Origin of the sequence: Pseudomonas sp. Y24-6, from assembly GCF_020295325.1 — a bacterium.
Lineage (GTDB): Bacteria > Pseudomonadota > Gammaproteobacteria > Pseudomonadales > Pseudomonadaceae > Aquipseudomonas > Aquipseudomonas gregormendelii.
Map to the genome: position 1 here is coordinate 89,039 of NZ_JACBXG010000002.1, position 22,950 is coordinate 111,988.

General features: G+C 61.1%; 19 protein-coding genes. 8 read left to right on the top strand and 11 right to left on the bottom strand.

The annotated features are described in order from the left end of the window. Window positions 1-40 precede the first annotated feature (40 nt). A complete protein-coding gene (locus HYI44_RS04105) occupies window positions 41-856 on the bottom strand; it encodes an HDOD domain-containing protein (protein ID WP_205940129.1) in 816 nt (271 codons plus the stop codon). A 207-nt stretch (window positions 857-1,063) separates the two neighbouring features. On the opposite strand from HYI44_RS04105, the gene HYI44_RS04110 reads away from it, so the two are divergent. The 4 genes from HYI44_RS04110 (at window position 1,064) to ilvD (ending at window position 5,824) form a co-directional block, all read left to right on the top strand. Beyond that, on the top strand, window positions 1,064-1,603 hold the full coding sequence (locus tag HYI44_RS04110; RefSeq protein WP_122841124.1) for a type 1 glutamine amidotransferase domain-containing protein: 540 nt from the start codon (window positions 1,064-1,066) through the stop codon (window positions 1,601-1,603). Between the two features lie 167 nt (window positions 1,604-1,770). After that, window positions 1,771-2,967, top strand: coding sequence for a class I SAM-dependent rRNA methyltransferase (locus HYI44_RS04115; protein ID WP_122841123.1), 1,197 nt, complete (start codon window positions 1,771-1,773; stop codon window positions 2,965-2,967). Window positions 2,968-3,166: 199 nt separating this feature from the next. Then, complete coding sequence (locus tag HYI44_RS04125) at window positions 3,167-3,625, top strand: REP-associated tyrosine transposase (RefSeq protein ID WP_225568842.1); 459 nt, start codon at window positions 3,167-3,169, stop codon at window positions 3,623-3,625. Between the two features lie 357 nt (window positions 3,626-3,982). Continuing rightward, on the top strand, window positions 3,983-5,824 hold the full coding sequence (ilvD, locus tag HYI44_RS04130) for a dihydroxy-acid dehydratase (protein ID WP_045059795.1): 1,842 nt from the start codon (window positions 3,983-3,985) through the stop codon (window positions 5,822-5,824). Window positions 5,825-6,000: 176 nt separating this feature from the next. Here the strand turns inward: ilvD and HYI44_RS04135 are convergent, their stop codons facing one another. After that, a complete protein-coding gene (locus tag HYI44_RS04135) occupies window positions 6,001-7,056 on the bottom strand; it encodes a haloacid dehalogenase-like hydrolase (RefSeq protein ID WP_122841121.1) in 1,056 nt (351 codons plus the stop codon). A gap of 240 nt (window positions 7,057-7,296) precedes the next feature. Here HYI44_RS04135 and HYI44_RS04140 point away from each other — a divergent pair, with 240 nt between their 5' ends. Continuing rightward, window positions 7,297-8,688, top strand: coding sequence for an L-cystine transporter (locus HYI44_RS04140; protein ID WP_122841120.1), 1,392 nt, complete (start codon window positions 7,297-7,299; stop codon window positions 8,686-8,688). A gap of 122 nt (window positions 8,689-8,810) precedes the next feature. Here the strand turns inward: HYI44_RS04140 and HYI44_RS04145 are convergent, their stop codons facing one another. Next, window positions 8,811-9,323, bottom strand: a complete 513-nt coding sequence (locus HYI44_RS04145; protein WP_225568843.1) for a dihydrofolate reductase — start codon at window positions 9,321-9,323, stop codon at window positions 8,811-8,813. 99 nt (window positions 9,324-9,422) lie between these two features. On the opposite strand from HYI44_RS04145, the gene HYI44_RS04150 reads away from it, so the two are divergent. Both HYI44_RS04150 and HYI44_RS04155 read left to right on the top strand, forming a co-directional pair. Further along, window positions 9,423-10,793 (top strand): DUF2868 domain-containing protein, encoded by a 1,371-nt coding sequence (locus HYI44_RS04150; protein ID WP_225568844.1) that lies wholly within the window; start codon window positions 9,423-9,425, stop codon window positions 10,791-10,793. Then, window positions 10,786-12,162, top strand: a complete 1,377-nt coding sequence (locus HYI44_RS04155) for a GTPase/DUF3482 domain-containing protein (protein ID WP_225568845.1) — start codon at window positions 10,786-10,788, stop codon at window positions 12,160-12,162. The genes HYI44_RS04150 and HYI44_RS04155 overlap by 8 nt, the downstream gene beginning before the upstream one ends. 136 nt (window positions 12,163-12,298) lie before the next feature. Here HYI44_RS04155 and HYI44_RS04160 read toward each other — a convergent pair whose 3' ends face one another. The 7 genes from HYI44_RS04160 to HYI44_RS04190 form a co-directional block, all read right to left on the bottom strand. Next, window positions 12,299-12,859: a phosphonate degradation HD-domain oxygenase gene (locus HYI44_RS04160; protein ID WP_122841116.1), complete on the bottom strand. Its 561-nt coding sequence runs from the start codon at window positions 12,857-12,859 to the stop codon at window positions 12,299-12,301. Between the two features lie 2 nt (window positions 12,860-12,861). Then, window positions 12,862-13,992 (bottom strand): TIGR03364 family FAD-dependent oxidoreductase, encoded by a 1,131-nt coding sequence (locus tag HYI44_RS04165; RefSeq protein ID WP_225568846.1) that lies wholly within the window; start codon window positions 13,990-13,992, stop codon window positions 12,862-12,864. A 206-nt stretch (window positions 13,993-14,198) separates the two neighbouring features. Next, window positions 14,199-15,224 carry a putative 2-aminoethylphosphonate ABC transporter substrate-binding protein gene (locus HYI44_RS04170; RefSeq protein ID WP_225568847.1) on the bottom strand — a complete coding sequence of 342 codons (1,026 nt, stop codon included), beginning with the start codon at window positions 15,222-15,224 and terminating at the stop codon, window positions 14,199-14,201. A 27-nt stretch (window positions 15,225-15,251) separates the two neighbouring features. Further along, complete coding sequence (locus HYI44_RS04175; protein ID WP_225568848.1) at window positions 15,252-16,976, bottom strand: putative 2-aminoethylphosphonate ABC transporter permease subunit; 1,725 nt, start codon at window positions 16,974-16,976, stop codon at window positions 15,252-15,254. Further along, window positions 16,976-18,052 carry a putative 2-aminoethylphosphonate ABC transporter ATP-binding protein gene (locus HYI44_RS04180; RefSeq protein WP_045059785.1) on the bottom strand — a complete coding sequence of 359 codons (1,077 nt, stop codon included), beginning with the start codon at window positions 18,050-18,052 and terminating at the stop codon, window positions 16,976-16,978. The genes HYI44_RS04175 and HYI44_RS04180 overlap by 1 nt, the downstream gene beginning before the upstream one ends. 119 nt (window positions 18,053-18,171) lie before the next feature. Continuing rightward, window positions 18,172-19,035, bottom strand: coding sequence for a LysR family transcriptional regulator (locus tag HYI44_RS04185; RefSeq protein ID WP_225568849.1), 864 nt, complete (start codon window positions 19,033-19,035; stop codon window positions 18,172-18,174). Between the two features lie 16 nt (window positions 19,036-19,051). Continuing rightward, window positions 19,052-21,319, bottom strand: a complete 2,268-nt coding sequence (locus tag HYI44_RS04190; protein ID WP_225568850.1) for a heavy metal translocating P-type ATPase — start codon at window positions 21,317-21,319, stop codon at window positions 19,052-19,054. 86 nt (window positions 21,320-21,405) lie between these two features. Between HYI44_RS04190 and cadR the strand changes: the two genes are divergently transcribed. After that, window positions 21,406-21,855, top strand: coding sequence for a Cd(II)/Pb(II)-responsive transcriptional regulator (cadR, locus tag HYI44_RS04195; RefSeq protein WP_225568851.1), 450 nt, complete (start codon window positions 21,406-21,408; stop codon window positions 21,853-21,855). A gap of 119 nt (window positions 21,856-21,974) precedes the next feature. Here the strand turns inward: cadR and HYI44_RS04200 are convergent, their stop codons facing one another. Next, window positions 21,975-22,946, bottom strand: a complete 972-nt coding sequence (locus HYI44_RS04200; protein WP_225568852.1) for a thymidylate synthase — start codon at window positions 22,944-22,946, stop codon at window positions 21,975-21,977. Window positions 22,947-22,950 lie beyond the last annotated feature (4 nt).

The window sequence follows — 22,950 nt, forward strand, 5'->3', positions numbered from 1 at the left end:
GCGCACTCGAATCAGGACTGGGTCAGAGAAGGATCAGCACTCAGCGATGATTGCCGAGGTCGCGAATGGTTTGCTTGAGGGTCTCGAAGTCGTAGTCCGAGAGGCCGACATAATCGAGCACCAGGTGACTGATGCTGTTCCACTCATGGTCGATTTTCTGATTGCCCAGCACCCGATACGACGCGCAGATGTGTTCGGCCATCTTGAGGATCGCCAGCAGGTTCTTCAACTGACTGTTGCGCGACGAGTCATCGCTGAAGATCGCCAGGGCATTGTGGTGGTTGGCGATCGCATGGGATACATGCTCCGGCAGACGCCAGGACTTCGCCGTGTAGTAGCCGACCACCGCGTGGTTGGTGTTGAACCGGCTGTTTTCCGTATCGACCACCCGATATTCCGCACTCGCGCTGGCGTAAGCCTCCTCCAGCACACCCATGTAGTCGGGGAAACGCTGCAGCATCAGCGGCACACCGCAATCGTGAAACAGCCCCAGGGCATAGGCTTCGTCGCCCGCCTGTCCGCCGAGGCGCTTGGCCAGGGTCAGGCAGGTCATCGCCACGTCCTGGGCGGTGTCCCAGAATCGGTTCAAGGTGACGATGGTGTCGTCGTTCATCTCGCCCTTGATCGACATCGCATTGATCAGGTTGATGACCGAACGGCTACCCAGCAGATTCACCGCACGCTGGATCGAGGCGATCTTGTTGCTCAGGCCGTAATACGGCGAGTTGACGATCTTCAACAGTGAACCGGACAGGCCAGGATCCTGGGAGATCAGCTTGGCGATCACCTCCAGGTCCGGGTCCGGCATGTACTGCTCCATTTGCAAATCCACCATGATCTGCGGCTGGGCCGGCACGCTAATGCCTTGCAGGGTCTGTTGAATCTGTTCGGTGGTCAGCTCTTGGGACATAAGTACACGCTCTGGGACAGGCGGCAATTCTAACCTTTATGAAGTTGGATCCGACACACCAGCGGGCACATCGGAGGAACTTTCATCCACGCCTCGGCTTCGGACTGAGTAATGCCCACGGGCAAACATTTACCCACCTCAGGAGCTGTAATCATGTCCAATTCCCTGAACGGCAAGCGTGTCGCGATTCTGGTAACCGATGGTTTCGAGCAGGTTGAACTCACAGGTCCGAAACAGGCTCTGGAGGACGCCGGCGTTCAGGTCGATATCCTGTCGGCCGAGCAAGGCCAGGTCAAAGGCTGGAATCACGACGAGCCCGCGGATGATTTCAAAGTCGACGGCACGTTCAAGGGTGCCAGCGCCGACCATTACGACGCCATTGTGCTGCCGGGCGGTGTGCAGAACTCCGACACCATCCGCATCGACCAGGACGCCCAGCATCTGGTCAAGACCGGCACTTCGGCGGGCAAGCCTATCGCGGTGATTTGCCATGGCGGCTGGTTGCTGGTGTCTGCCGGACTGGTCAGCGGCAAGACCATGACCAGCTACAAGACGCTCAGGGACGATCTGGTGAATGCCGGGGCCAATTGGGTCGACAAGGAAGTGGTCAAGGACGGTAACCTGATCAGCAGCCGGCAGCCGGATGATATTCCGGCTTTCAATCGGGAGTTGATTGCCGCGCTTTCCGAGTAATAGTTCGAGGCCGCCTTCGCGGGCAAGCCCGCTCCCACAGGGATCTGCTGTGCATGCATAATTTGCATTCGGCACCAAAGCCCTGTGGGAGCCGGCGTTTCATCACCTGCAAGCCCGCCACAACCCCCAACACGCTATACTCCCGCTCTTTTTTCCGGAGCGACGTCATGTCCCTGCCTAGCCTGCGCCTCAAAGCCAACGCCGACCGTCGCCTGCGAAACGGCCACCTGTGGGTCTACAGCAACGAAATCGATGTAGCCGCCACACCGTTGCACGGCTTCAAGGCCGGCGATCAGGCGATCCTCGAAGCCGCCGGTGGCAAGACGCTGGGCATCGTTGCCATGAGCCCGAACAACCTCATCTGCGCCCGCCTGCTGTCGCGCGACATCAAGTTGCCGCTGGACAAGTCGTTGCTGGTGCACCGCCTCAACGTTGCCCTGTCGCTGCGCGACCGCCTGTTCGACAAGCCGTTCTATCGCCTGGTCTACGGTGATTCCGACCTGCTGCCAGGCCTGGTCGTCGACCGTTTCGGCGACATCCTGGTGGTACAGATCGCCTCGGCGACCATGGAAGCGCATAAGGAAGACGTGATTGCCGCACTGACCCAAGTGCTCAAGCCAAGCGGCATTCTGTTCAAGAACGACTCCGCCGCCCGTGACGCCGAAGGCCTCAACCGCTACGTTGAAACCGTGTTTGGCCTGGTGCCTGAGTGGGTTGCACTGGAGGAGAACGGCGTGAAATTCGAAGCGCCGGTCATTCAAGGCCAGAAAACCGGCTGGTTCTATGACCACCGCATGAACCGTGCTCGCCTGGCGCCTTATGCCAAGGGCAAACGCGTACTCGACCTCTACAGCTACATCGGCGGCTGGGGCGTGCAAGCAGCGGCCTTCGGCGCCAGTGAAGTCTTCTGCGTCGACGCTTCGGCCTTCGCCCTCGATGGTGTCGAGCGTAACGCCGCGCTGAACGGTGTCGCCGAGAAAATGACCTGCCTCGAAGGCGATGTGTTTGATGCCCTTAAAGAACTCAAAGCCAGCGAAGAACGTTTCGACGTGATCGTGGCCGACCCGCCGGCGTTCATCAAGCGCAAGAAAGACATGAAAAATGGCGAAGGCGCCTACCGCCGCCTGAACGAACAAGCCATGCGCCTGTTGACCAAGGACGGCATCCTGGTCAGCGCTTCGTGCTCGATGCACCTGCCGGAAGACGACCTGCAGAACATCCTGCTGACCAGCGCCCGTCACCTGGACCGTAACATCCAGCTGCTGGAACGCGGCGGCCAGGGTCCGGATCACCCGGTTCACCCGGCAATTGCCGAGACGCGCTACATCAAGAGCATCACCTGCCGGTTGCTGCCAAACAGCTAAACACTATCTGTAGGAGCGAGCTCGCTCGCGATGGTCGTCAACGATGACGCTGGCAGCCTGACACCCTGCGGCGTCCTCTGGTTTTTCGCGAGCAAGCTCGCTCCTACAATGGCCGTGACATATCCAGAACTACTGTGATGGCGACAACCGCCACTCGTGCATCTACCGTTTCCCTTCCATCCCCGAAGAGGACAACGGAATGTCCAACACGCCAAAAGCCCATTGCTTAAGACTCGGCCGCTACTCTGAACCCGGCCGTATCTATCTGCTAACTGCGGTTACTCATCGACGACAATCGGATTTCAAGGATTGGCGTATGGGTCGCTTGCTGGTAAGCGAGTTCAAACGAGCCCAGGAAGACAGCAAGGCCACTTCCTTGGCCTGGGTTGTCATGCCTGATCACTTCCATTGGCTGGTCGAACTGCACAGCGGTGATTTGCCAAAACTGATGCAGACGACGAAATCGCGCAGCGCGAGAGCCATCAATCAGGCACGAGGGGGTTCTGCGACCGTATGGCAAAAGGGCTACTTCGATCGGGCGCTTCGCCGAGAGGAAGATCTCAAAGCCATGGCCAGATACATTGTTGCCAATCCATTACGAGCAGGGTTAGTCGCACGTATCGGTGACTACCCTCTGTGGGACGCCATCTGGATTTGAACCCCGCCCACTGTAGGAGCGAGCTCGCTCGCGAGGGTCGTCCACGATGACGCTGGCAGCCTGACACCCCCCGGCGTCCTCTGGTTTTTCGCGAGCGAGCTCGCTCCTACAGGGTGGCCGCGCGTCTCGTGAGCGCGGCCAGTGCGCGTTCCGGCATTCCCTCTCGCCGCCAGCCGTGTAGAATCGCTTCATTCATCGCCAGTCATCCCCCGGCGGGTTTATGAGCTCAAGCTGAAGCGCGCGGCGATCCCGCAAAGTTATCGGCAACTTCCGGACACACGGCCATTTCTGAGTGTTCCAGACGTCAATAGAAGCTCACTTCCCCTTTGATACCTGATTAGCCGCCCGGAGTGCTTCATGCCTGATTACCGCTCGAAAACATCCACCCACGGCCGCAACATGGCCGGCGCCCGCGCACTGTGGCGCGCCACGGGGATGAAAGATGACGACTTCAAAAAGCCGATCATCGCCATTGCCAACTCCTTCACCCAGTTCGTACCGGGTCACGTCCACCTTAAGGACCTCGGCCAACTGGTCGCCCGTGAAATCGAACGCGCTGGCGGCGTGGCAAAAGAATTCAACACCATCGCCGTGGATGACGGCATCGCCATGGGCCATGACGGCATGCTGTACTCGCTGCCGAGCCGCGAGATCATCGCCGACTCCGTCGAGTACATGGTCAACGCCCACTGCGCCGATGCCATCGTCTGCATTTCCAACTGCGACAAGATCACCCCTGGCATGCTGATGGCCTCCCTGCGCCTGAACATACCGGTGATTTTCGTTTCTGGCGGCCCGATGGAAGCCGGCAAAACCAAACTTGCCTCCCATGGCCTCGACCTGGTCGATGCCATGGTGATCGCCGCCGACTCCAGCGCTTCTGACGAGAAAGTCGCTGAGTACGAGCGCAGCGCCTGCCCGACCTGCGGTTCGTGCTCCGGCATGTTCACCGCCAACTCGATGAACTGCCTGGTCGAAGCCCTAGGCCTGGCGTTGCCGGGTAACGGTTCGACCCTGGCGACCCACAGCGACCGCGAACAGCTGTTCCTGCAGGCCGGCCGCACCATTGTCGAGCTGTGCAAGCGTTACTACGGCGAGAACGATGAGTCGGTACTGCCGCGCAATATCGCCAACTTCAAGGCGTTCGAAAACGCCATGACCCTGGACATCGCCATGGGCGGTTCCACCAACACCATCCTGCACTTGCTGGCCGCCGCCCAGGAAGCCGAGATGGAGTTCGACTTGCGCGACATCGACCGCCTGTCCCGATTCGTGCCGCAACTGTGCAAAGTCGCACCGAACATCCAGAAGTACCACATGGAAGACGTGCACCGCGCCGGCGGGATCTTCAGCATCCTCGGTTCGCTGGCCCGTGGCGGCCTGTTGCACACCGACCTGCCGACCGTGCACAGCAAAACCCTGGCCGAAGGCATCGCCAAGTGGGACATCACCCAGACCGACGATGAAGCCGTGCATCATTTCTTCAAAGCCGGCCCGGCGGGCATCCCGACGCAAACCGCATTCAGCCAGTCGACCCGTTGGGAAACCCTGGACGACGACCGTGAAAACGGCTGCATCCGCAGTGTTGAGCATGCGTATTCGAAAGAAGGCGGCCTGGCCGTTCTGTACGGCAACATCGCGCTGGACGGCTGCGTGGTGAAAACCGCCGGCGTCGATGAATCGATCCACGTGTTTGAAGGCAACGCGAAGATCTTCGAGAGCCAGGACAGTGCCGTACGCGGCATCCTCGCTGACGAAGTGAAGGCCGGCGACATCGTGATCATCCGTTACGAAGGCCCCAAAGGCGGCCCGGGCATGCAGGAAATGCTCTACCCGACGTCGTACCTGAAATCCAAAGGCCTGGGCAAAGCCTGCGCCCTGCTCACCGACGGTCGTTTCTCCGGCGGCACTTCTGGCCTGTCCATCGGCCACGCTTCGCCGGAAGCGGCAGCCGGTGGTGCGATTGGTCTGGTGCAGGACGGCGACAAGGTGCTGATCGACATTCCCAACCGCTCGATCAACCTGTTGATCAGCGATGAAGAAATGGCCGGCCGGCGTGCCGAGCAGGATCAGAAAGGCTGGAAGCCGGTGGAGAAACGTCCCCGCAAGGTGACCACTGCCCTGAAGGCCTATGCCCTGCTGGCAACCAGCGCCGACAAGGGCGCGGTGCGTAACAAGGCGATGCTCGACGGGCTGTAACGCTTAACCGTCGAACAAAACAATGCCCCGCCAAGCGCGGGGCATTTTTGTTTCCGAAGATCCCCCGTAGGAGCTGCCGGAGGCTGCGATCTTTTGATCTTTCCTGGACGCGACCTCTGAAGATCAAAAGATCGCAGCCTTCGGCAGCTCCTACAGGGGGATCGGCAACTCTGGGATTATTGGATTTCTTCAGGCTTCACGATCACCCAGTTCTTGTCTGCCGTCACCGGCAAGCCTTCCTTGGCCTGGGCCGCTGCATGCTTGGCCATCATGCCGTTTATCTGGGTCATGTATTTGTCCTTGCGGTTGATCCACAAGTGAATACCGCCCTTGGCCACGTCGACGCTGTGAAACAACATGAAACCATCACTGGTTGGCGTATCGCCGCCGACCAGCACCGGTTTTTTCCACTCGTCGATGTAAGTCAGGATCGCCGCCTGCTTGCCTGCCATCCAGGTCGCCGGGGTCCACAGGTACGGAGTCAACTCCAGGCCCAGGTTGGCTTTCTCGTCATACTTGCCGGCAGTAATCTGCTTGCGTGCAGTGGTCAGTTCGCCGGTCTTGGCGTCCTTGAGCAGCAGGCTCACGCCGATCACGTTCTGCGGCTTGACGTTGTAGCCGTACTGCGGATCTGACGCCACCATGCGCACCAGCTCTTCCGATGCGGCAGTCATCACGTAGACCTCGATGCCGTTTTCCATCAGCTTGTTATAGAGCTCTTTTTGCCCAGTGAAGATTTTCGGCGGGTTGACGTCGAGTGTCTTCACCACGTCGCCTTCGTAATAAGTGGCTGGCACCGGTTTGCCTGACGCCATCAACTCGTCGACATACCCCTTGAGCTCTTTGAGGGTAAAACCGGAAAACACCTGCGCGACCCATGGATAGCAGACCATGTCGTCGAGTTCGCAAAGGCGATAGTAGTAACTGAAGAGGCTTTCCTTGTGCTCGGCGGTGTCTTTGAACGGGATCAGCTTCAGGGAGGGATCAAGCTTCTCGCGGGTGATCAGCCCTTTGTTCTCCATGAACGGCAGCAACGACTCTTCCAGGTCGTAGCGGTAACTGGTGTTGTCCATGTCGAACACCGCGTAGTTACCCTTGTTGGCGTTGGCCGCGATCATCGCGTCCAGCGCCTTGGCCTGATCGGCTGGCCAATGTTTCAGATCCGTGGCGAAGGCCTGTCCAGCAAGGCCCAGGCAGAGTGCTGCGAGCAAAAATTTCGGAGCAAGCTTCATCGTCGTTCTCCCTGATTCAAAGAGCTCGACGCTATCAAATAAGTGTGACATTCCCCGCCCGCCTGCGACCGTTCACGTCTCCATTGCGCCAGCTGCATTCCCGGAAGCGACATGCGCTTATTCCGAAAACGACAGTTATCATGCGTTTTTGATATTAATTCATTAGTTTTCAAGCTGTTAGGCTTGCCGGTTCGCAGCTGCCCCGCAAGGCAGCGGGCACAAGTCTTTCTCGGAGTTTTCATGAATCTGCCGCTGATCCTCAATCTGCTGGTGTTCCTGGCCTTGCTGTTCGGCTTGGCGCAAACCCGTCACTCCAACTGGAGCCTGGCGAAAAAAGTCCTGCTTGCGCTTGTGTTAGGCGTGGCGTTTGGCGTGGCCCTGCACACCATTTATGGCGCGGGTAACCCGGTGCTGAAGGCGTCGATCGGCTGGTTCGACTTGGTGGGTAACGGTTACGTACAACTGCTGCAGATGATCGTGATCCCGCTGGTGTTCGCCTCCATCCTCAGTGCAGTGGCGCGGCTGCACAACGCCTCGTCACTGGGCAAAATAAGCTTCCTGACCATTGGTACGCTGCTGTTCACCACGGCCATCGCCGCGCTTGTCGGTATCGGCCTCACCAACCTGTTCGGCCTGACCGCTGAGGGCCTGGTCGCAGGCACCCAGGAAATGGCCCGCCTGCAAACCATCCAGACCGACTATGCCGGTAAGGTCGCCGACCTGAATGTGCCGCAGTTGCTGCTGTCGTTCATCCCGCAAAACCCGTTCGCTGACCTGGCACGCGCCAAGCCGACATCGATCATCAGCGTGGTGATCTTCGCGGCCTTCCTCGGGGTTGCGGCCTTGCAACTGCTCAAGGATGACGTCGAAAAAGGTCAGAAAGTGATCAACGCCATCGACACCCTGCAAGCCTGGGTGATGCGCCTGGTGCGTCTGGTCATGAAGTTGACCCCCTACGGCGTGTTGGCCCTGATGACCAAGGTGGTCGCCGGTTCCAACCTGCAAGACATCATCAAACTGGGCAGTTTTGTGGTGGTGTCCTACATCGGCCTGGGCTTGATGTTTGTGGTGCATGGCGTGCTGGTGTCGGCGGCCGGGATCAACCCGCTGCGTTTCTTCCGCAAGATCTGGCCAGTGCTGACGTTTGCCTTCACCAGCCGCTCGAGCGCCGCGACCATTCCGCTGAGCATCGAAGCCCAGACCAGCCGCCTGGGTATCCCGCAGTCCATCGCCAGCTTCGCCGCCTCGTTTGGCGCGACCATCGGCCAGAATGGCTGTGCCGGCCTGTACCCGGCAATGCTGGCGGTGATGGTTGCACCGACCGTGGGCATCAACCCGCTGGACCCGCTATGGATCGCGACGTTGGTGGCGATTGTTACCCTGAGTTCGGCTGGGGTGGCCGGCGTCGGCGGTGGCGCGACCTTTGCCGCGTTGATCGTGTTGCCGGCAATGGGCTTGCCAGTGTCACTGGTGGCTTTGCTGATTTCGGTTGAGCCGCTGATCGACATGGGCCGCACCGCGTTGAACGTGAGCGGTTCGATTGCAGCTGGTGCGGTGACCAGCCAGATCATGCAGCAGACGGATAAACAGTTGCTGGACGCGGATGAGCATTCGGCGTTGGCTCACGCTTAAATTCTTTAGCGTCTGATCTGGCCTCATCGCCAGCAGGCTGGCTCCCACAGGGATTTGGGGTGTTCACACAATCTGTGTTTCACCTCACATTCACTGTGGGAGCCAGCCTGCTGGCGATGCTTTCAGGCTTTTTCCCAGACTTCGAAGTTGTACGCTGGCTTGTCATCGACTGCCGGATTTTCGATGTTGGAAACCAGTTTCCACTGCGTCAAATCAAACTCCGGAAACCAGGCATCCCCCTCGGGGCTCAGCGCCACACGGGTCAGGTACAGGCGATCCGCCTGCGCCATGCCTTGGGCATACAACTGCGCCCCGCCAATTAACATCACCTCATCGACGCCCTGCTGGTTCGCCCATTCCTGCGCCCGAACCACTGCGGACTCCAGCGACGGATAAACCTCGGCGCCTTCCAGCTGCAGACCGGCCTGGCGACTGACGACGATATTCAATCGTCCCGGCAGCGGGCGACCCAGGGAATCCCAGGTCTTGCGACCCATGATGATCGGCTTGCCCAGGGTGGTGGCCTTGAAGTACTTGAAGTCCCCCGGCAAGTGCCAGGGCATGCTGTTGTCGATGCCGATCACACGGTTTTCACCGAGGGCTGCGATCAGGCTGAGGGGGAGTGATTTAGTCATGTCGGCGAGGATACCAGAGCCTCAACTTCTCGCAACGCAGGCCCCCGACAAGCGCTACAGCGGTTATGCTCACGGCTCAATTAAGCGACGGGATGCCGCGTGACTGAACTGACTAACCTCTGGCTGACTGAAACCATCCGCCTGCGCGAAGAACATGCCGGGGCCCTGGACGATCTTGAAGCCAATCGAGTAGCCCGCAGCGAAGGCGGCGACCTGCCGACACGGATTCAACGCCGGGCCCTGTGGCTGGCGGAACGCGACGGGCTGAGCAGCGCCCTCAGCCATTGGCAGCAAGGTGCGCGACTGGCGCTGATTGTCCTGGCGGCACTGGCAGTGATCAGCGGCGCCGGCCTGGCGTTTGCCGCGCTGGGCGACGGGCAGATGCCGGTCAATGTGTTCTGGGCCTTGGGCAGCCTGCTCGGGCTCAATCTGATTTTGCTGCTGAGCTGGGCCCTGGGCCTGATGTTCGCCGGCGAACACGGCGCCAGCCTCGGCCGTTTGTGGCTGTGGCTCAGCGAAAAACTCGCCCGAGACGCCAAGGCCGCACAACTGCCGCCCGCGCTGCTGCTGTTGCTGCAACGACACAAGCTCAATCGCTGGGCGATCGGCTTGCTGGTCAACGGCCTGTGGTTGCTGGCGATGCTTAGCGCACTGGTGATGCTGCTGACCCTGATGGCCACCCGGCGTTACGGCTTCGTCTGGGAGACCACGCTGCTTGGCGCCGACACCTTCGTCGCCATGACTCAAACCCTGGGTGCCCTGCCCGCCTTGCTTGGCTTCAACATACCGACGGTCGAGATGATCCGCGCCAGTGGCGACGCAGCGCTGAACATCGAAAGCGCCCGGCAAGCCTGGGCCACCTGGCTGGTGGGCGTGCTGGTGGTCTACGGGGTCGTCCCGCGCCTGCTCCTGGCGTTGTTCTGCCTATGGCGCTGGAAAACCGGCCAGGCAAAATTGCACTTGGACCTCAACCTGCCCGGCTATGCGCAACTTCGTGAAAGGCTGATGCCCAGCAGCGAACGACTGGGCATCAGCGATGCTGCGCCCGAGCAGTTGCATCGGGTGCAAACCAGCACCAGCGACTTGCAAAGCGAGGGCGCGCTACTGGTCGCTATCGAGCTGGACGATCAACGCCCGTGGCCGCCGCAGTTGCCGAAGAATGTCAGCAACGCGGGGATTCTCGACAGTCGTGAATCGCGCCACAAACTGCTCGAGCAGCTCAGCCGGTTTCCCCCCGCGCGCCTGGCCATCGCCTGCGATCCACGCCGCTCGCCGGATCGCGGCAGCCTGGCGCTCATCGCCGAACTGGCTCGCAACGCCAGCGCCACACGTATCTGGCTGCTGCAGGCGCCACCCGGCGAGGCCCTGGATGCCGAGCGCCTGGGCGATTGGCATGTGGCGCTGCAACAGCTGGAACTGCCGTTCGCCGACAGCGCGCCATTGAACTGGCTGGAGAACGGTCATGACTGATTCGCAAAAAAAACCGCTGAAACTCGCGGTGGTGGGTCACACCAACGTCGGCAAAACCTCGTTGCTGCGAACCCTGACCCGGGATGTCGGATTCGGCGAAGTGTCTCATCGGCCCAGCACCACCCGCCATGTCGAAGGTGCGCGCCTGTCGGTGGACGGCGAGCCGTTGCTTGACCTGTTCGACACTCCGGGCCTGGAAGATGCCATCGCCCTGCTCGATTATCTCGAGCGCCTGGAGCGCCCCGGCGAGCGCCTCGACGGCCCGGCACGCCTGGCCCGATTCCTTGAGGGCAGCGAGGCCCGGCAGCGTTTTGAGCAGGAAGCCAAGGTACTGCGCCAGTTGCTCACCTGTGATGCCGGCCTTTATGTCATCGATGCCCGCGAACCGGTGTTATCCAAATACCGCGATGAGCTCGAAGTGCTGGCCAGTTGCGGCAAACCCCTGCTGCCGGTGCTGAACTTCGTCAGCAGCGCCAACCATCGTGAACCGGATTGGCGTGAAGCATTGGCGCGGCTGGGTCTGCATGCCCTGGTACGCTTCGACAGCGTCGCCCCGCCGGAAGATGGTGAACGTCGACTGTATGAAAGCCTGGCGCTGCTGCTGGAGAACGCCCGGCCGCAACTGGAGCGCCTGATCGCCGATCAGCAAGCCCAGCGCCTGGCCCGCCAGAAGAGCGCCGCGCGGTTGATAGCCGAATTGTTGATCGACTGCGCCGCGTGTCGACGCAGCGTCGCCGCCCAGGCCGAGCAGGAACAGCAGGCGATCAGCGAACTGCGCAAGGCCGTGCGCCAGCGGGAACAGCGGTGCGTCGAAGCCTTGCTCAAGCTCTACGCTTTCCGCCCGCAAGATGCCGCCGCCAGCGACTTGCCGTTGCTTGATGGCCGCTGGGGCGATGATCTGTTCAATCCCGAGACCCTCAAGCAACTGGGCGTTCGGGTCGGCGGTGGCATCGCCGCCGGCGCAGCCGCCGGTGCCGGCGTGGATTTGCTGGTCGGTGGTCTGACGCTGGGCGCAGCGGCACTGGCCGGCGCCATTGCCGGCGGCGCCCTGCAAACCGCGCGCAGCTACGGCAGCCGCCTGCTGGGCAAGGTCAAGGGCCAGCGAGAACTGACTGTCGACGACAGCGTGCTGCGGCTGTTGGCATTACGCCAGCGCCAACTGCTGCTGGCCCTGAATGCCCGCGGGCATGCAGCGCTGGAGAGCATCCAGGTCGCCACGCCACAGGACAAGACCTGGCGCGAAGGCAAGTTGCCGGAAGCACTGAACAAGGCCCGGGCCTATCCCCAGTGGTCGTCGCTCAACCCCCATGCGAAGTTGAATCAGGCGGAGCGGCAGGAGCAGATAGAGGTGCTGGCGCAGCAGCTTTAGACCTCTGGTTTCTGTACAGCCCGCTTTCAGAGTGGATCGGTGTTGAACACACACTATGTGACCAACCCTGAACCAGGTGGGAGCGAACTTGCTCAGGGCGGCGGTTCGACGAAGAAAGCAACGCGGTCTGTCTGCCCTAGATCACCAATAGCCGCAACGCCTTGGCCTTCAACACCCCCAGATCAATCACCGGAACATCCATCTCCTTGGCTAACTCATCCCACTGCCGCATGCGCAGGCTCAGGGCGCACAAGGGATCACGCTCGAATGCCTCAGCTTCCTCAATGGACATCACCCCACCCTGATGCACCAGGGTCCGGCGACTGGCTACACTCAATCGTTCGTAGTACCCAGGCTCCCTGAGGGTCAGATAACGCTTGGCCTTAACGTGATACTCGACCAGCCGCGCCAGGCGTTCGCTGAAACCTGCGCGCCGCAGATAATCGGCACCCAACCGCTCATGGCTGACCACGCCAAATCCGCCCATGTTCCGGGCGGCATCGGCAGCGCAGATATGCCCGATGTCGTGGAAGAACGCCGCCAGCACCACCTCATCGTCAAAACCTTCGGCCATGGCCAGTTCGGCGGCCTGTGACATATGCTCGATCTGCGACACCGGCTCGCCGATGTAGTCGCTGGCGCCGTAACGCTCGTACAGGGCGAAAACCTCGCCGATCACTTGCTCATTGCGCTCCATGATTATTCCCCCAGCAGGATCGCCACGTTGCGCTCAGCCATGGCCGGCCCGACGCTCATGCCGACCCCGCTGTGCATCAGCGCTGCACTCAGCCCGGCGGCAGGACGCAGGAACGAAAAGGGCGCCGGCCCCCGTGAACCGTAGACTCCCTGCCAGCGCTCCACCACTTTGATCCTGCAGCCCAGCGTCTGCTCGGCCAGTTCGATCATGTAGTCATCCACCTGCTCGGCATTGAAGGGTGAGGCATCGTTGCCGTAATGGTGCGAGTCGCCAATGATCAATTCGCCGTAAGGCGTCGGGCTGATCAGCAGATGAATGCCGTTTTCGTGCAAGTAGGGTGTTTCTCGCACCATCTGCGCCTGCACTGCCGCAGCTTCGGGCAGATCGGCAAAGGCACCGTAGTGCACGCAGCTCAGGCCGGTGAGCAGCGCATGTTGCAGGTTAAGGTTGACCTGCGGCCGCGCCCGCAGCATTTGCAGGCGACAGACTTGCGGGTTGAGCTCGGCGATGGGCCCGGCCAGCAGGGTCTGATAATCATGACCGGAGCAAACGATGATCTGTCCGGCACTGAACACCCCCGCAGTGCTGTGCACGCGACCCGGTTCAATGTCGCGCACCAGCGTCGAAAAATGAAATTCGACGCCCAGCTCGCGGCGCAGGTAGTCGATCAATGCCGGGATCGCTTCCCGTGAATACAGTTGCTGATCCTCCAGGCCATGCAGCGCGGCCCGGTGATGGCGGAATTGACCGCCGTACAAATCGCGTAGCGCTGAGCCGCGCAGCAGGTCGACGCGGTAATCGTGTTTCACCGCGCGGCCGGCGCAAAAGGCTTCGAGCAAATCCTCTTCGGCTTCAGTGCGGGCGAACAGGTACGAGCCATTGCGCTTGAGCTGCAGCCCGGCAAGTTGCGCCCATTGGCCCCAGATATCACGGCTGGCCTTGGCCAGTTCGAGCATCGGGCCGGGCGGCTGGCCGGTGACCAGGGCCTGGCCGAAGTTGCGCACTGAGGCGCCCAGGGGTGTTTCGCTGCGTTCGAAAACGCGGACCTTGAGCCCGCGCCTGGCGGCGGCGTAGGCATGGGACAGACCCAGGATGCCGGCGCCGACGATCAGTATGTCGCTGTGTTGTGTCATGGGTTTTGTCCTGAATTCGAAGCCGCCTTCGCGGGCAAGCCCGCTCCCACAGGTTCATTGGTGTTCACAACATCTGTGTTCACTACAAATCCCTATCGGAACTGGCTGCCAGGCCCCACAGGGTGGTGAGCGTTAAATTCGCGAACACCTCAAAACCTGTGGGAGCGGGCTTGCCCGCGAAGGGGCCCTGTCAGCCAATAAAGATCCTATTTGGCAGCCACTTTCTCGGACTTGCCGTCATAGCGCTTGCGCCACTCGGCCAGGATTTCGTCGCGATTCTTCGACGCCCAGGCAAAGTCGTTCTTGATCAAGCGCTGCTCGTAATCCGCCGGCAGCTCGGTCTGTGGCTTGGCGATTCCCGGCTGAGCCAGTACTGCAAAGTTCTCTTTATACAGCTCCATCGCCGCCGGACTGGCGGAGAAATCAGCCAGCTTCTTCGCCGCTTCTTCGTGCTGCGAGCCCTTGATCAGCGCGGTGGCTTCGATCTCCCAGCCAAGGCCTTCCTTCGGCAGGATGATGTCGAGCGGAGCCCCCTGGCGCTTGAGTTGAACGGCCGGGTATTCAAAGGAAATGCCGATCGGGAATTCGCCGGAGGCTGCGAGCTTGCAGGGCTTGGAGCCGGAATGGACGTATTGCCCGATGTTCTGGTGCAGGTCGTCCATGTACTGCCAGCCCTGCTTCTCGCCGAAGGTTTGCAGCCAGGCGCTGACGTCGAGGAAACCAGTGCCGGACGACGCCGGGTTAGGCATCACGATTTTGCCTTTGTACTCAGGCTTGGTCAGGTCCTGCCAGCTTACCGGCTTGGTCAGCCCCTGTTTCTCGGCCTCGACCGTGTTGAAGCAGATGGTCGCGGCCCAGACATCCATGCCGACCCAGGCGGGTGGATTGGCGGCGTCACGGTAGTTGCCACCGATCTTGTCCAGGTCCTTGGGTGCGTAGCTCTGCAGCATGCCTTGCTGGTCGAGAATCGCCAGGCTCGATGCCGCCAGGCCCCACACAGCATCAGCCTGCGGGCGGGCTTTCTCAGCCAGCAGCTTGGCGGTGATGATGCCTGTAGAGTCGCGAACCCACTTGATTCCGATATCCGGGTTGGCTTTCTCAAATGCCTCTTTGTAAGTCTTGAGCTGTTCCGCTTCGAGCGCGGTGTACACCGTCAACTCGGTTTTCGCCGCAAAGGCGTTCAGGCTGAAAGCGGTGAGGACAGCAGCGGCCAGGGCCATAGGCTTGAACATGATGCAGCTCCTTTTATGGGGACAGATCTATTTTTCGGGTGCAGTCTGCCGCCAGGCCTGGGAGCGACGCAGCAAACCGCGCGAAGCCCAGGCCAGCAGCAGGGACACGCCCGCCGAGGTGAACAGAATCAGGGTCGACATCGCGGCCGCACCACCAACGTTGCCGGCGTCATCCATGTTCAGCACCGCCACCGCCGCGAGGATGGTGTCGGGGCTGTACAGGAAGATCGCGGCCGAGACGGTGGTCATGGCCGAGACGAACAGGTAGCGAACGATGTCCAGCAGCGCGGGCAGGCAGATCGGCACGGTGACCCGCAGGTAGTGCCGATACAGCGGCGCCTTGAGCGACAACGCAGCGGCTTCGAACTCGCCATCGAGTTGGCGCAGCGCTGTGGTGGCGGTCATCTGGGCGGTGGTCAAATAATGAGCAATGGTGCACACCACCAGCAGCGTCATGGTCCCGTACAGCACATGCAGCGGGTTGCCGGTGAGATTAAAGAAGAAGACATAACCCAGGCCGAGCACCAGGCCGGGCACCGCCATCGGCACAAAGCTGAGCATGCGCAGGGTCAGGTTAAGGCCGCGCTGGCCCTTGGTTTTCTCCATCAGGTAGGCGCCGGTGAAGATCAGCACGCTGCCGATCAGCGCTGTGCACACGGCCATCTTCACGCTGTTGCCGTAGGCCAGCCAGCCACCGCCCGCCGTGTCGTTGAACTGGTAGTGATTGAGCGACAGCGACAGGTTGTACGGCCAGAATTTTACCAGCGACGAGAACACCGCCATGCCGAATACCAGCAGCAGCACCGCGCAGATCAGCATCACGATTGCCAGGTAACACCTGTCTCGCAGGGGCGATGGCAGCGGTTTGAACACTTGCGCCCTACCGCTCATGGAGTCGCCGTGACGGCGACGCAACCAGGCGTCGACACCGAAGCTGAGCAGTGCCGGCAGCAGCAGGACCATGCCGATCAACGCGCCACGGCCGAACTGTTGCTGGCCGACCACCGCTTTATAAGCTTCCAGTGCCAGCACTTGATAATCGCCGCCGACCACCACGGGGACGCCAAAGTCGGTAATGGTCAGGGTGAACACCAGGCAGAACGCCGCGAACACGGCCTGACGCGTCGCCGGCCAGGTGATGCTGCGGAACGCTTTCGCCGGACTGGCGCCCATGCTGGAGGCCGCGTCGAACAGGCGTGCATCTGCCAATGACAGCGCTGACAGCAGGATCATCAAGGCATGCGGGAAGGTGTAGATGACCTCGCCCAGAACAATGCCCCAGAAACCGTAGATGTTGTCCGAGAGCAGGCCGCGCAACATGCCCTGGTTGCCGAACAGATAGACCAGGGCGATTCCGGGCAGCATTGAGGGCGCCATCAGCGGCAACAGGGAAATACCGCGCCAGATGCCTTTGCCTGGAATCAGCGTTCGTTGCAGCGCGTAGGCAAACAGGTAGGCCAGCGGGACGACAATAGCCGCCACGCTGAGGGAAACTTTCAGGCTGTTGCCCAACAGCCAGTGGAAGTTCGCACTGGTCACCAGCTCACGGGCGGCGACCAGGCCACCGCCCTGCCCGGCCTCGGCGCTGAACCCGCGCCAGAAGATCGCCAGCAACGGCAGCAATACCGCGACGCCGAGCAATACCAGCAAAACCACTTTGCCGCCGACCACGAACAGCCGATCGCCGATCTCGGCTCGGGACGTCTGCCGCACCTGCTTGCGCGGCATCGGCAGGGCGATGTTCGCGCTCATCAGGCGAACACCTGCAGGCTGCGCGGCGGCAAAGCCACCATGATCTGCTGCGCGCCAAGACGCGGCATGGCTTCAGGCGCCAATTCAGCGAGCAGCGCATGGCCAGGCAATTGGTCGAGTTCAAAACTCATGCGGCAGCGGTTGCCGAGGAAAGTGATCTCGCGAACCTTGGCCGGGAACAGGTTTTCCTCATGCACCGTCGGGTTGACGCAGATGGCTTCAGGTCGGCAGAACAAGCGCCCCGATGCGGTTTTCGCGCCCCCCTCGGCCAGGCGCATGTTCATCCCGCCAACCTGGGCATGGCTGCCATTGCTGCGGCTGAACGGCAGCCAGTTGCCCTGGCCGACGAACTCGGCGACAAAGGGAGTCGCCGGACGGTCGTAGATTTCCTGCGCGGTAGCGTACTGCTCGACCTTGCCGTTGTTCATCACGGCGATGCGGTCGGCCATCAGCATGGCCTCGTCCTGGTTGTGCGTGACCATCAGGGTGGTAATGCCCAGGTTACGCTGCAGCTGGCGCAGCTCGGTGCACAGATGCTCGCGAACCCGGGCGTCGAGGGCCGACATCGGCTCATCGAGCAGCAACAGCGACGGTGCCGGCGCCAATGCCCGCGCCAGGGCGACGCGTTGCTGCTGGCCGCCGGACAGTTGCCCGGGGTACTTTTTTTCACTGCCGATCAGGCCCACCAGCTCCAGCATCTGCCCCACACGTTTACGCACTTCATCGCGACCACTGCCGGCTAGGCCGTAGGCGATGTTTGCCTCGACGGTGAGATTGGGGAACAAGGCGTAGGACTGGAACAGAATGCCGTAGTCCCTGGCCTGGGGCGCCAGGTGGGAAACGTCGCGATCGCCCAGGTACAGCTCGCCGCTGTCCTGTTTCTCCAGGCCGGCGATGCAGCGTAGCAATGTAGTCTTGCCGCAGCCCGACGGACCGAGCAGGCAAACCAGCTCGCCGGCTGCCACGTCGAGGGAAACGTTATCCAGTGCAGTGAACGCGCCAAAGCGTTTCTGCACGCCGCGCACTTTCATCGGGGCGCCGGGGTTGGTCAGGGCAGTTGCGATCGAGTGGTTCATGGACAGACCTCATCAAGCAGATGAGAGCCATCCTAGGGATGTAATGCGTACGTGATGTGGCAGTGAGGCAAAAACGGCTGATAGTGGTATTCAGGGATTTGGGTTGAAGTCAAAAAATCTCAGGCCGGCGCCATCTCTTGCGCCAACCCGAGAAACGCCGCCGGCAACCGCGCGCCCTTACGCTCCTTGAGGCAGTACAGGTATTCAGGGATCTGCGGCGCATTCTCGATGGTCAACACCCGCAGTTGCGGATCATGCGGCACTTCCTGGCGGGCAATGATGCTGATACCGATATTGCGCAGCACTGCCTCGCGGATCGACTCCCGACTGCCAATTTCCAGCAGCGGTCCGAAACCCACGCCGGCACTGGCCAGCAGCTCTTCAGTCAGGCGCCGGGTGGTGGAGCCGGATTCGCGCATCAACAGGGTATGCCCGGCCAGCGCGCTGAGCGGTACATGATCATGCACCGCCAGCGGATGATTGCGATGCACCGCCAGTACCAGTGGATCGGTACCCAGCACTCGACGGATCAATCGCGCATCATCCAGCAACTGCGAGGAAGCAGCGACGTCGACGCGGTACTCCTCCAGCGCCTCCAGCACCTGCTGCGAGTTGCCGATTTCCACTGACACTTCCACCTGGGGCAGGCGTTCGCGAAAGGTCTTCACCAGGTCGAGAATGTAATAAGGCGCAGTAGCCGCGATGCGCAAGGTGCCTTGAACCTGACCACTGTTGCGCAGGAAGAACTCGATGTCCGCCTCCTGCTGCATCAATGCCTTGACCATGGGCAGCAGTCGCGCCCCTTCATCGCTGACAGTGAGGCGGCGGCCACCGCGATAGAACAGTTCAACCGAGTACTGGCTTTCCAGATTGCGAATCTGGGTGGTCACCGTAGGCTGGCTCAACCCGAGCTTTTTCGCCGCCAGGGTGATGCTGCCCAGGCGGGCCACCATATAAAACGCCTTCAGCTCCGCACTCAGCACACCCAATCCTCATCGCTTACTTGCGCAACAAACGCAAACCATTGAACACCACCAACAGGCTCACGCCCATGTCGGCGAACACCGCCATCCACATGGTCGCGCCCCCCGCGAAGGTTACCCCAAGAAAGATCGCCTTGATTACCAATGCAAGGGCAATGTTCTGCTTTAGGATGCTCGACGTTTGCCGCGACAGGCGGATGAACGCGGGGATCTTGCGCAGATCGTCGTCCATCAGGGCGACATCGGCGGTCTCGATGGCGGTATCGGTGCCAGCAGCCGCCATTGCGAAACCGATCTCGGCCCGAGCCAGCGCCGGCGCATCGTTGATGCCATCGCCGACCATGCCGACGTGATGGCCCTGTGCATAAAGAGCTTCGATGGCTTGCAGCTTGTCGGTTGGCAGCAAGTCGCCCTTGGCCTCGTCGATACCCACTTGCGCGGCAATCGCCTGAGCGGTGTGGACGTTGTCGCCGGTAAGCATCAGGGTTTTGATGCCCAGTTCGTGCAGTTGCCGGATCGCCTCGCGGCTGGACTCCTTGACCGTATCAGCCACGGCGAATAGCGCCAGCGGGCCGGACTTGTCGAGCAACAACACTACCGATTTACCCTGTTTTTCCAGTGCAAACAGCTTCTCTTCCAGTTCCGGCGAGCAAAGGTTCAGCTCTTCCACCAGCCGATGGTTGCCCAAATGGTAGACCTGACCGTTGATTTCACCGCGCACACCGCGACCAGCCAGCGCTTCAAAGTTATCCACAACCAGCGGCGCGGATTGTTTATCCACAGCCGCATTGGCGATGGCCAAAGACACCGGGTGATCCGAGCGACCGGCCAGCGCCGCCGCAATCGCCGGGGCGGTGGCGTCAGCGGTTGGGTCAAGTGACAAATAATCGGTCTGCACCGGTTTGCCATGGGTGATGGTGCCGGTCTTGTCCAGCGCCAGGTAATCGAGCTGGTAGCCGCCCTCCAGATAAACCCCGCCCTTCACCAGGATGCCTTTGCGCGCCGCCGCCGCGAGGCCGCTGACGATGGTCACCGGGGTGGAAATCACCAACGCGCATGGGCAAGCGACCACCAGCAAGACCAACGCCCGGTAGATCCAGTCGAACCAGGCGCCGCCCATGAACAGCGGCGCAATCACGGCAACGGCCAAGGCCAGCAGGAACACTGCCGGGGTATAGATTTTCGAGAATTGATCGACGAACCGCTGGGTTGGCGCGCGTGCGCCCTGCGCCTGTTCCACGGCGTGGATGATCCGCGCCAGCGTCGAGTTATTGGCCACAGCAGTGACGGCATATTCCAGGGACCCTGCCTGGTTGATGGTCCCGGCGAATACCTTATCGCCCACTGTCTTCTCGATCGGCAGGCTTTCGCCCGTGATCGGCGCCTGATCGATGGTGGAACTGCCCGACACGACTTCACCGTCCAGACCAATTCGCTCGCCGGGACGCACCCGCACTCGCGCGCCGAGCTCGATGGTTTTGACGTCTTGCTCAACCCAGCGGCCGTCGGCTTGCTGCACCGTGGCCTGTTCCGGGGTCATCTGCATCAGGCCGCCAATGGCGTTGCGCGCTCGATCCAGCGACTTGGCTTCGATCAACTCGGCCACGGTGAACAGGAACATCACCATGGCCGCTTCGGGCCACTGGCCAATCAGGACCGCGCCGGTGACCGCGATGCTCATCAACGCGTTGATGTTCAGGTTGAGGTTCTTGAGCGCAATCCAACCTTTTTTGTAAGTAGTAAGGCCACCACTGAGGATCGAAACCAGCGCGATGATCGCCACCACCCAGTCCGGCGCGGCGTTGGTGAAGTGGATCACTTCTGCTGCCAGTGCACCCACACCCGACAGCGCCAGAGGCCACCAGTGCTTTTTCTCGGGGACCGGCGCTGGCGCTTCGGCGCCCTGCTCCATCGGCTCGGCCACCATGCCCAGCGACTTGATCGCCTCGATGATCGGCGCAGTGCTGGGCAGGTCATGGGTCACGCCCAGGACTCGATTGATCAGGTTGAATTCGAGTTGCTGCACACCTGCCAGTTTACCGAGCTTGTTCTGGATCAGCGTCTGCTCGGTCGGGCAGTCCATGGCATCGATGCGGAAACTGCTCAGGCGCGCACCGTCGGTCGGCGTTTCGCTCAGCTTGATCAGCGACGGCGCAGCGGCTTTGGAAGAACAGCACGAGTCGCCAGGGCTGCCATGGTCGTGCTTTTGTACAGGCTGAAGCCTGGGGCCGTGATCATGATCGTGATCCGCGCCGGGTTTGTGGATGTGCTGGGAGTCGCTCATTGGTTTGCGTCCATGTTGGTGCCTGTTGCCAAGTAAAGACCCTGTAGCCACTATAGGGTCAAGCACCCATTTGGAGATTCGCTGCCATGAAGATTGGAGAGCTGGCCAAACTGACCGACTGCGCCGTGGAGACCATCCGCTATTACGAGCGTGAGCACCTGCTGCCAGAGCCCGCGCGCAGTGACGGCAACTACCGCGTATACACCCAGGCCCACGTCGAACGCCTGACGTTTATCCGCAACTGCCGCACCCTCGACATGACCCTGGAAGAGATCCGTAGCCTGCTGGCATTGCGCGACAGTCCGCAGGATCAGTGTGAGAGCGTGAATGCGCTGGTGGATGAGCACATCCATCACGTCAGGGCCCGGATCGAGGGCTTGCTGGCATTGCAGGCACAACTTCTCGACCTGCGCCAACGTTGCAGCGAGGGGCCAGGGAGTGAGCATTGCGGGATTTTGCAGCGGCTGGAGGTGAGTGGCGGAGTTGTCGCGACGGAAGTCGAGCCCTCCCATGTTGGCCGCAGCCACGGCCACTAAAACCACCACCCATCCCCTGTAGGAGCTGCCGAAGGCTGCGATCTTTTGATCTTGGCTGTGAATCAAGATCAAAAGATCGCAGCCTTCGGCAGCTCCTACGCAGAGAGATACCGGAGGCGTTAGACTGCCATCGGCGCGGTCATTGGCGCGTGGTGCTGATAGCCTTCCAGCGAGAAATCGCCAGGTTCGATCAACTCAAGCCACTCAGGCTGATAAACACCGGTCTTGGCAAACTCCGGCACCCGGTCGCTGATCACCAGTTTGGGCATCGGGAACGGCTCACGCGTGAGCTGCTCGTTGAGCATGTCCAGATGGTTCTCGTACACGTGCGCATCACCGATGAAGTAGGTGAACCAGCGCGGTGCGTAGCCGGTCAGTCGGCCGATCAGGCTCAGCAGCGCGGCGCCTTCGGTGAGGTTGAACGGCGTGCCCAGGCCCAGGTCATTGGAGCGGATGAAGAGGGTCAGGGAAATCTCCCTGGTCTCGACATTGGGGTGGAACTGGTACAGCAGGTGGCACGGCGGCAGGGCCATTTCATCGAGCTGCGCGACGTTCCAGCCGTGGAACAGGATGCGCCGGCTACCCGGGTCCTTGATGATGGTGTCGATACACTGGCGGATCTGGTCGATCGCCTTGTACAGCACCACATAAGCCTCGCCGTCTTCTTCGCCCGCGGCGATCTGCCGATATCCCTGGCTCAGGGTCTGCTCGATCGCCGCCTGGTTGCTGACCGGGATCTGTTTATATGCCGGCCATTTGCGCCACTGCACACCGTAGATCTCGCCGAGATCGTCTTCACCCTGGCGGAACGGGTTGGCCAGCCATTGCGCATTTTCGTTGGCGTTCTGGTCCCAGACCTTGCAGCCCAGGGCGCGGAATTCGGCGGCGTTGTTCACCCCTCGCAAGAATCCGCACATCTCGCCAATGGCCGATTTGAAGGCCATTTTGCGGGTTGTGATTGCCGGAAAACCTTCCTGCAGGTCGTAACGCAGCATCGCACCGGGAAAACTGATGGTGTTCACACCGGTACGGTTGGCCTGTTTGGTGCCGTTCTTGATGACGTGGGCGACCAGTTCGAGATATTGCTTCATGAGT

Excerpts from the sequence above, each read along its gene's own strand:
- HYI44_RS04140 (WP_122841120.1), top strand. The coding sequence starts at position 7,297 with ATGAATCTGCCGCTGATCCTCAATCTGCTGGTGTTCCTGGCCTTGCTG.
- HYI44_RS04170 (WP_225568847.1), bottom strand. The coding sequence starts at position 15,224 with ATGTTCAAGCCTATGGCCCTGGCCGCTGCTGTCCTCACCGCTTTCAGC.
- HYI44_RS04200 (WP_225568852.1), bottom strand. The coding sequence starts at position 22,946 with ATGAAGCAATATCTCGAACTGGTCGCCCACGTCATCAAGAACGGCACC.
- HYI44_RS04160 (WP_122841116.1), bottom strand. The coding sequence starts at position 12,859 with ATGGAGCGCAATGAGCAAGTGATCGGCGAGGTTTTCGCCCTGTACGAG.
- HYI44_RS04125 (WP_225568842.1), top strand. The coding sequence starts at position 3,167 with ATGTCCAACACGCCAAAAGCCCATTGCTTAAGACTCGGCCGCTACTCT.
- HYI44_RS04145 (WP_225568843.1), bottom strand. The coding sequence starts at position 9,323 with ATGACTAAATCACTCCCCCTCAGCCTGATCGCAGCCCTCGGTGAAAAC.
- HYI44_RS04165 (WP_225568846.1), bottom strand. The coding sequence starts at position 13,992 with ATGACACAACACAGCGACATACTGATCGTCGGCGCCGGCATCCTGGGT.
- ilvD (WP_045059795.1), top strand. The coding sequence starts at position 3,983 with ATGCCTGATTACCGCTCGAAAACATCCACCCACGGCCGCAACATGGCC.
- cadR (WP_225568851.1), top strand. The coding sequence starts at position 21,406 with ATGAAGATTGGAGAGCTGGCCAAACTGACCGACTGCGCCGTGGAGACC.
- HYI44_RS04135 (WP_122841121.1), bottom strand. The coding sequence starts at position 7,056 with ATGAAGCTTGCTCCGAAATTTTTGCTCGCAGCACTCTGCCTGGGCCTT.
- HYI44_RS04155 (WP_225568845.1), top strand. The coding sequence starts at position 10,786 with ATGACTGATTCGCAAAAAAAACCGCTGAAACTCGCGGTGGTGGGTCAC.
- HYI44_RS04115 (WP_122841123.1), top strand. The coding sequence starts at position 1,771 with ATGTCCCTGCCTAGCCTGCGCCTCAAAGCCAACGCCGACCGTCGCCTG.
- HYI44_RS04110 (WP_122841124.1), top strand. The coding sequence starts at position 1,064 with ATGTCCAATTCCCTGAACGGCAAGCGTGTCGCGATTCTGGTAACCGAT.
- HYI44_RS04175 (WP_225568848.1), bottom strand. The coding sequence starts at position 16,976 with ATGAGCGCGAACATCGCCCTGCCGATGCCGCGCAAGCAGGTGCGGCAG.
- HYI44_RS04190 (WP_225568850.1), bottom strand. The coding sequence starts at position 21,319 with ATGAGCGACTCCCAGCACATCCACAAACCCGGCGCGGATCACGATCAT.
- HYI44_RS04180 (WP_045059785.1), bottom strand. The coding sequence starts at position 18,052 with ATGAACCACTCGATCGCAACTGCCCTGACCAACCCCGGCGCCCCGATG.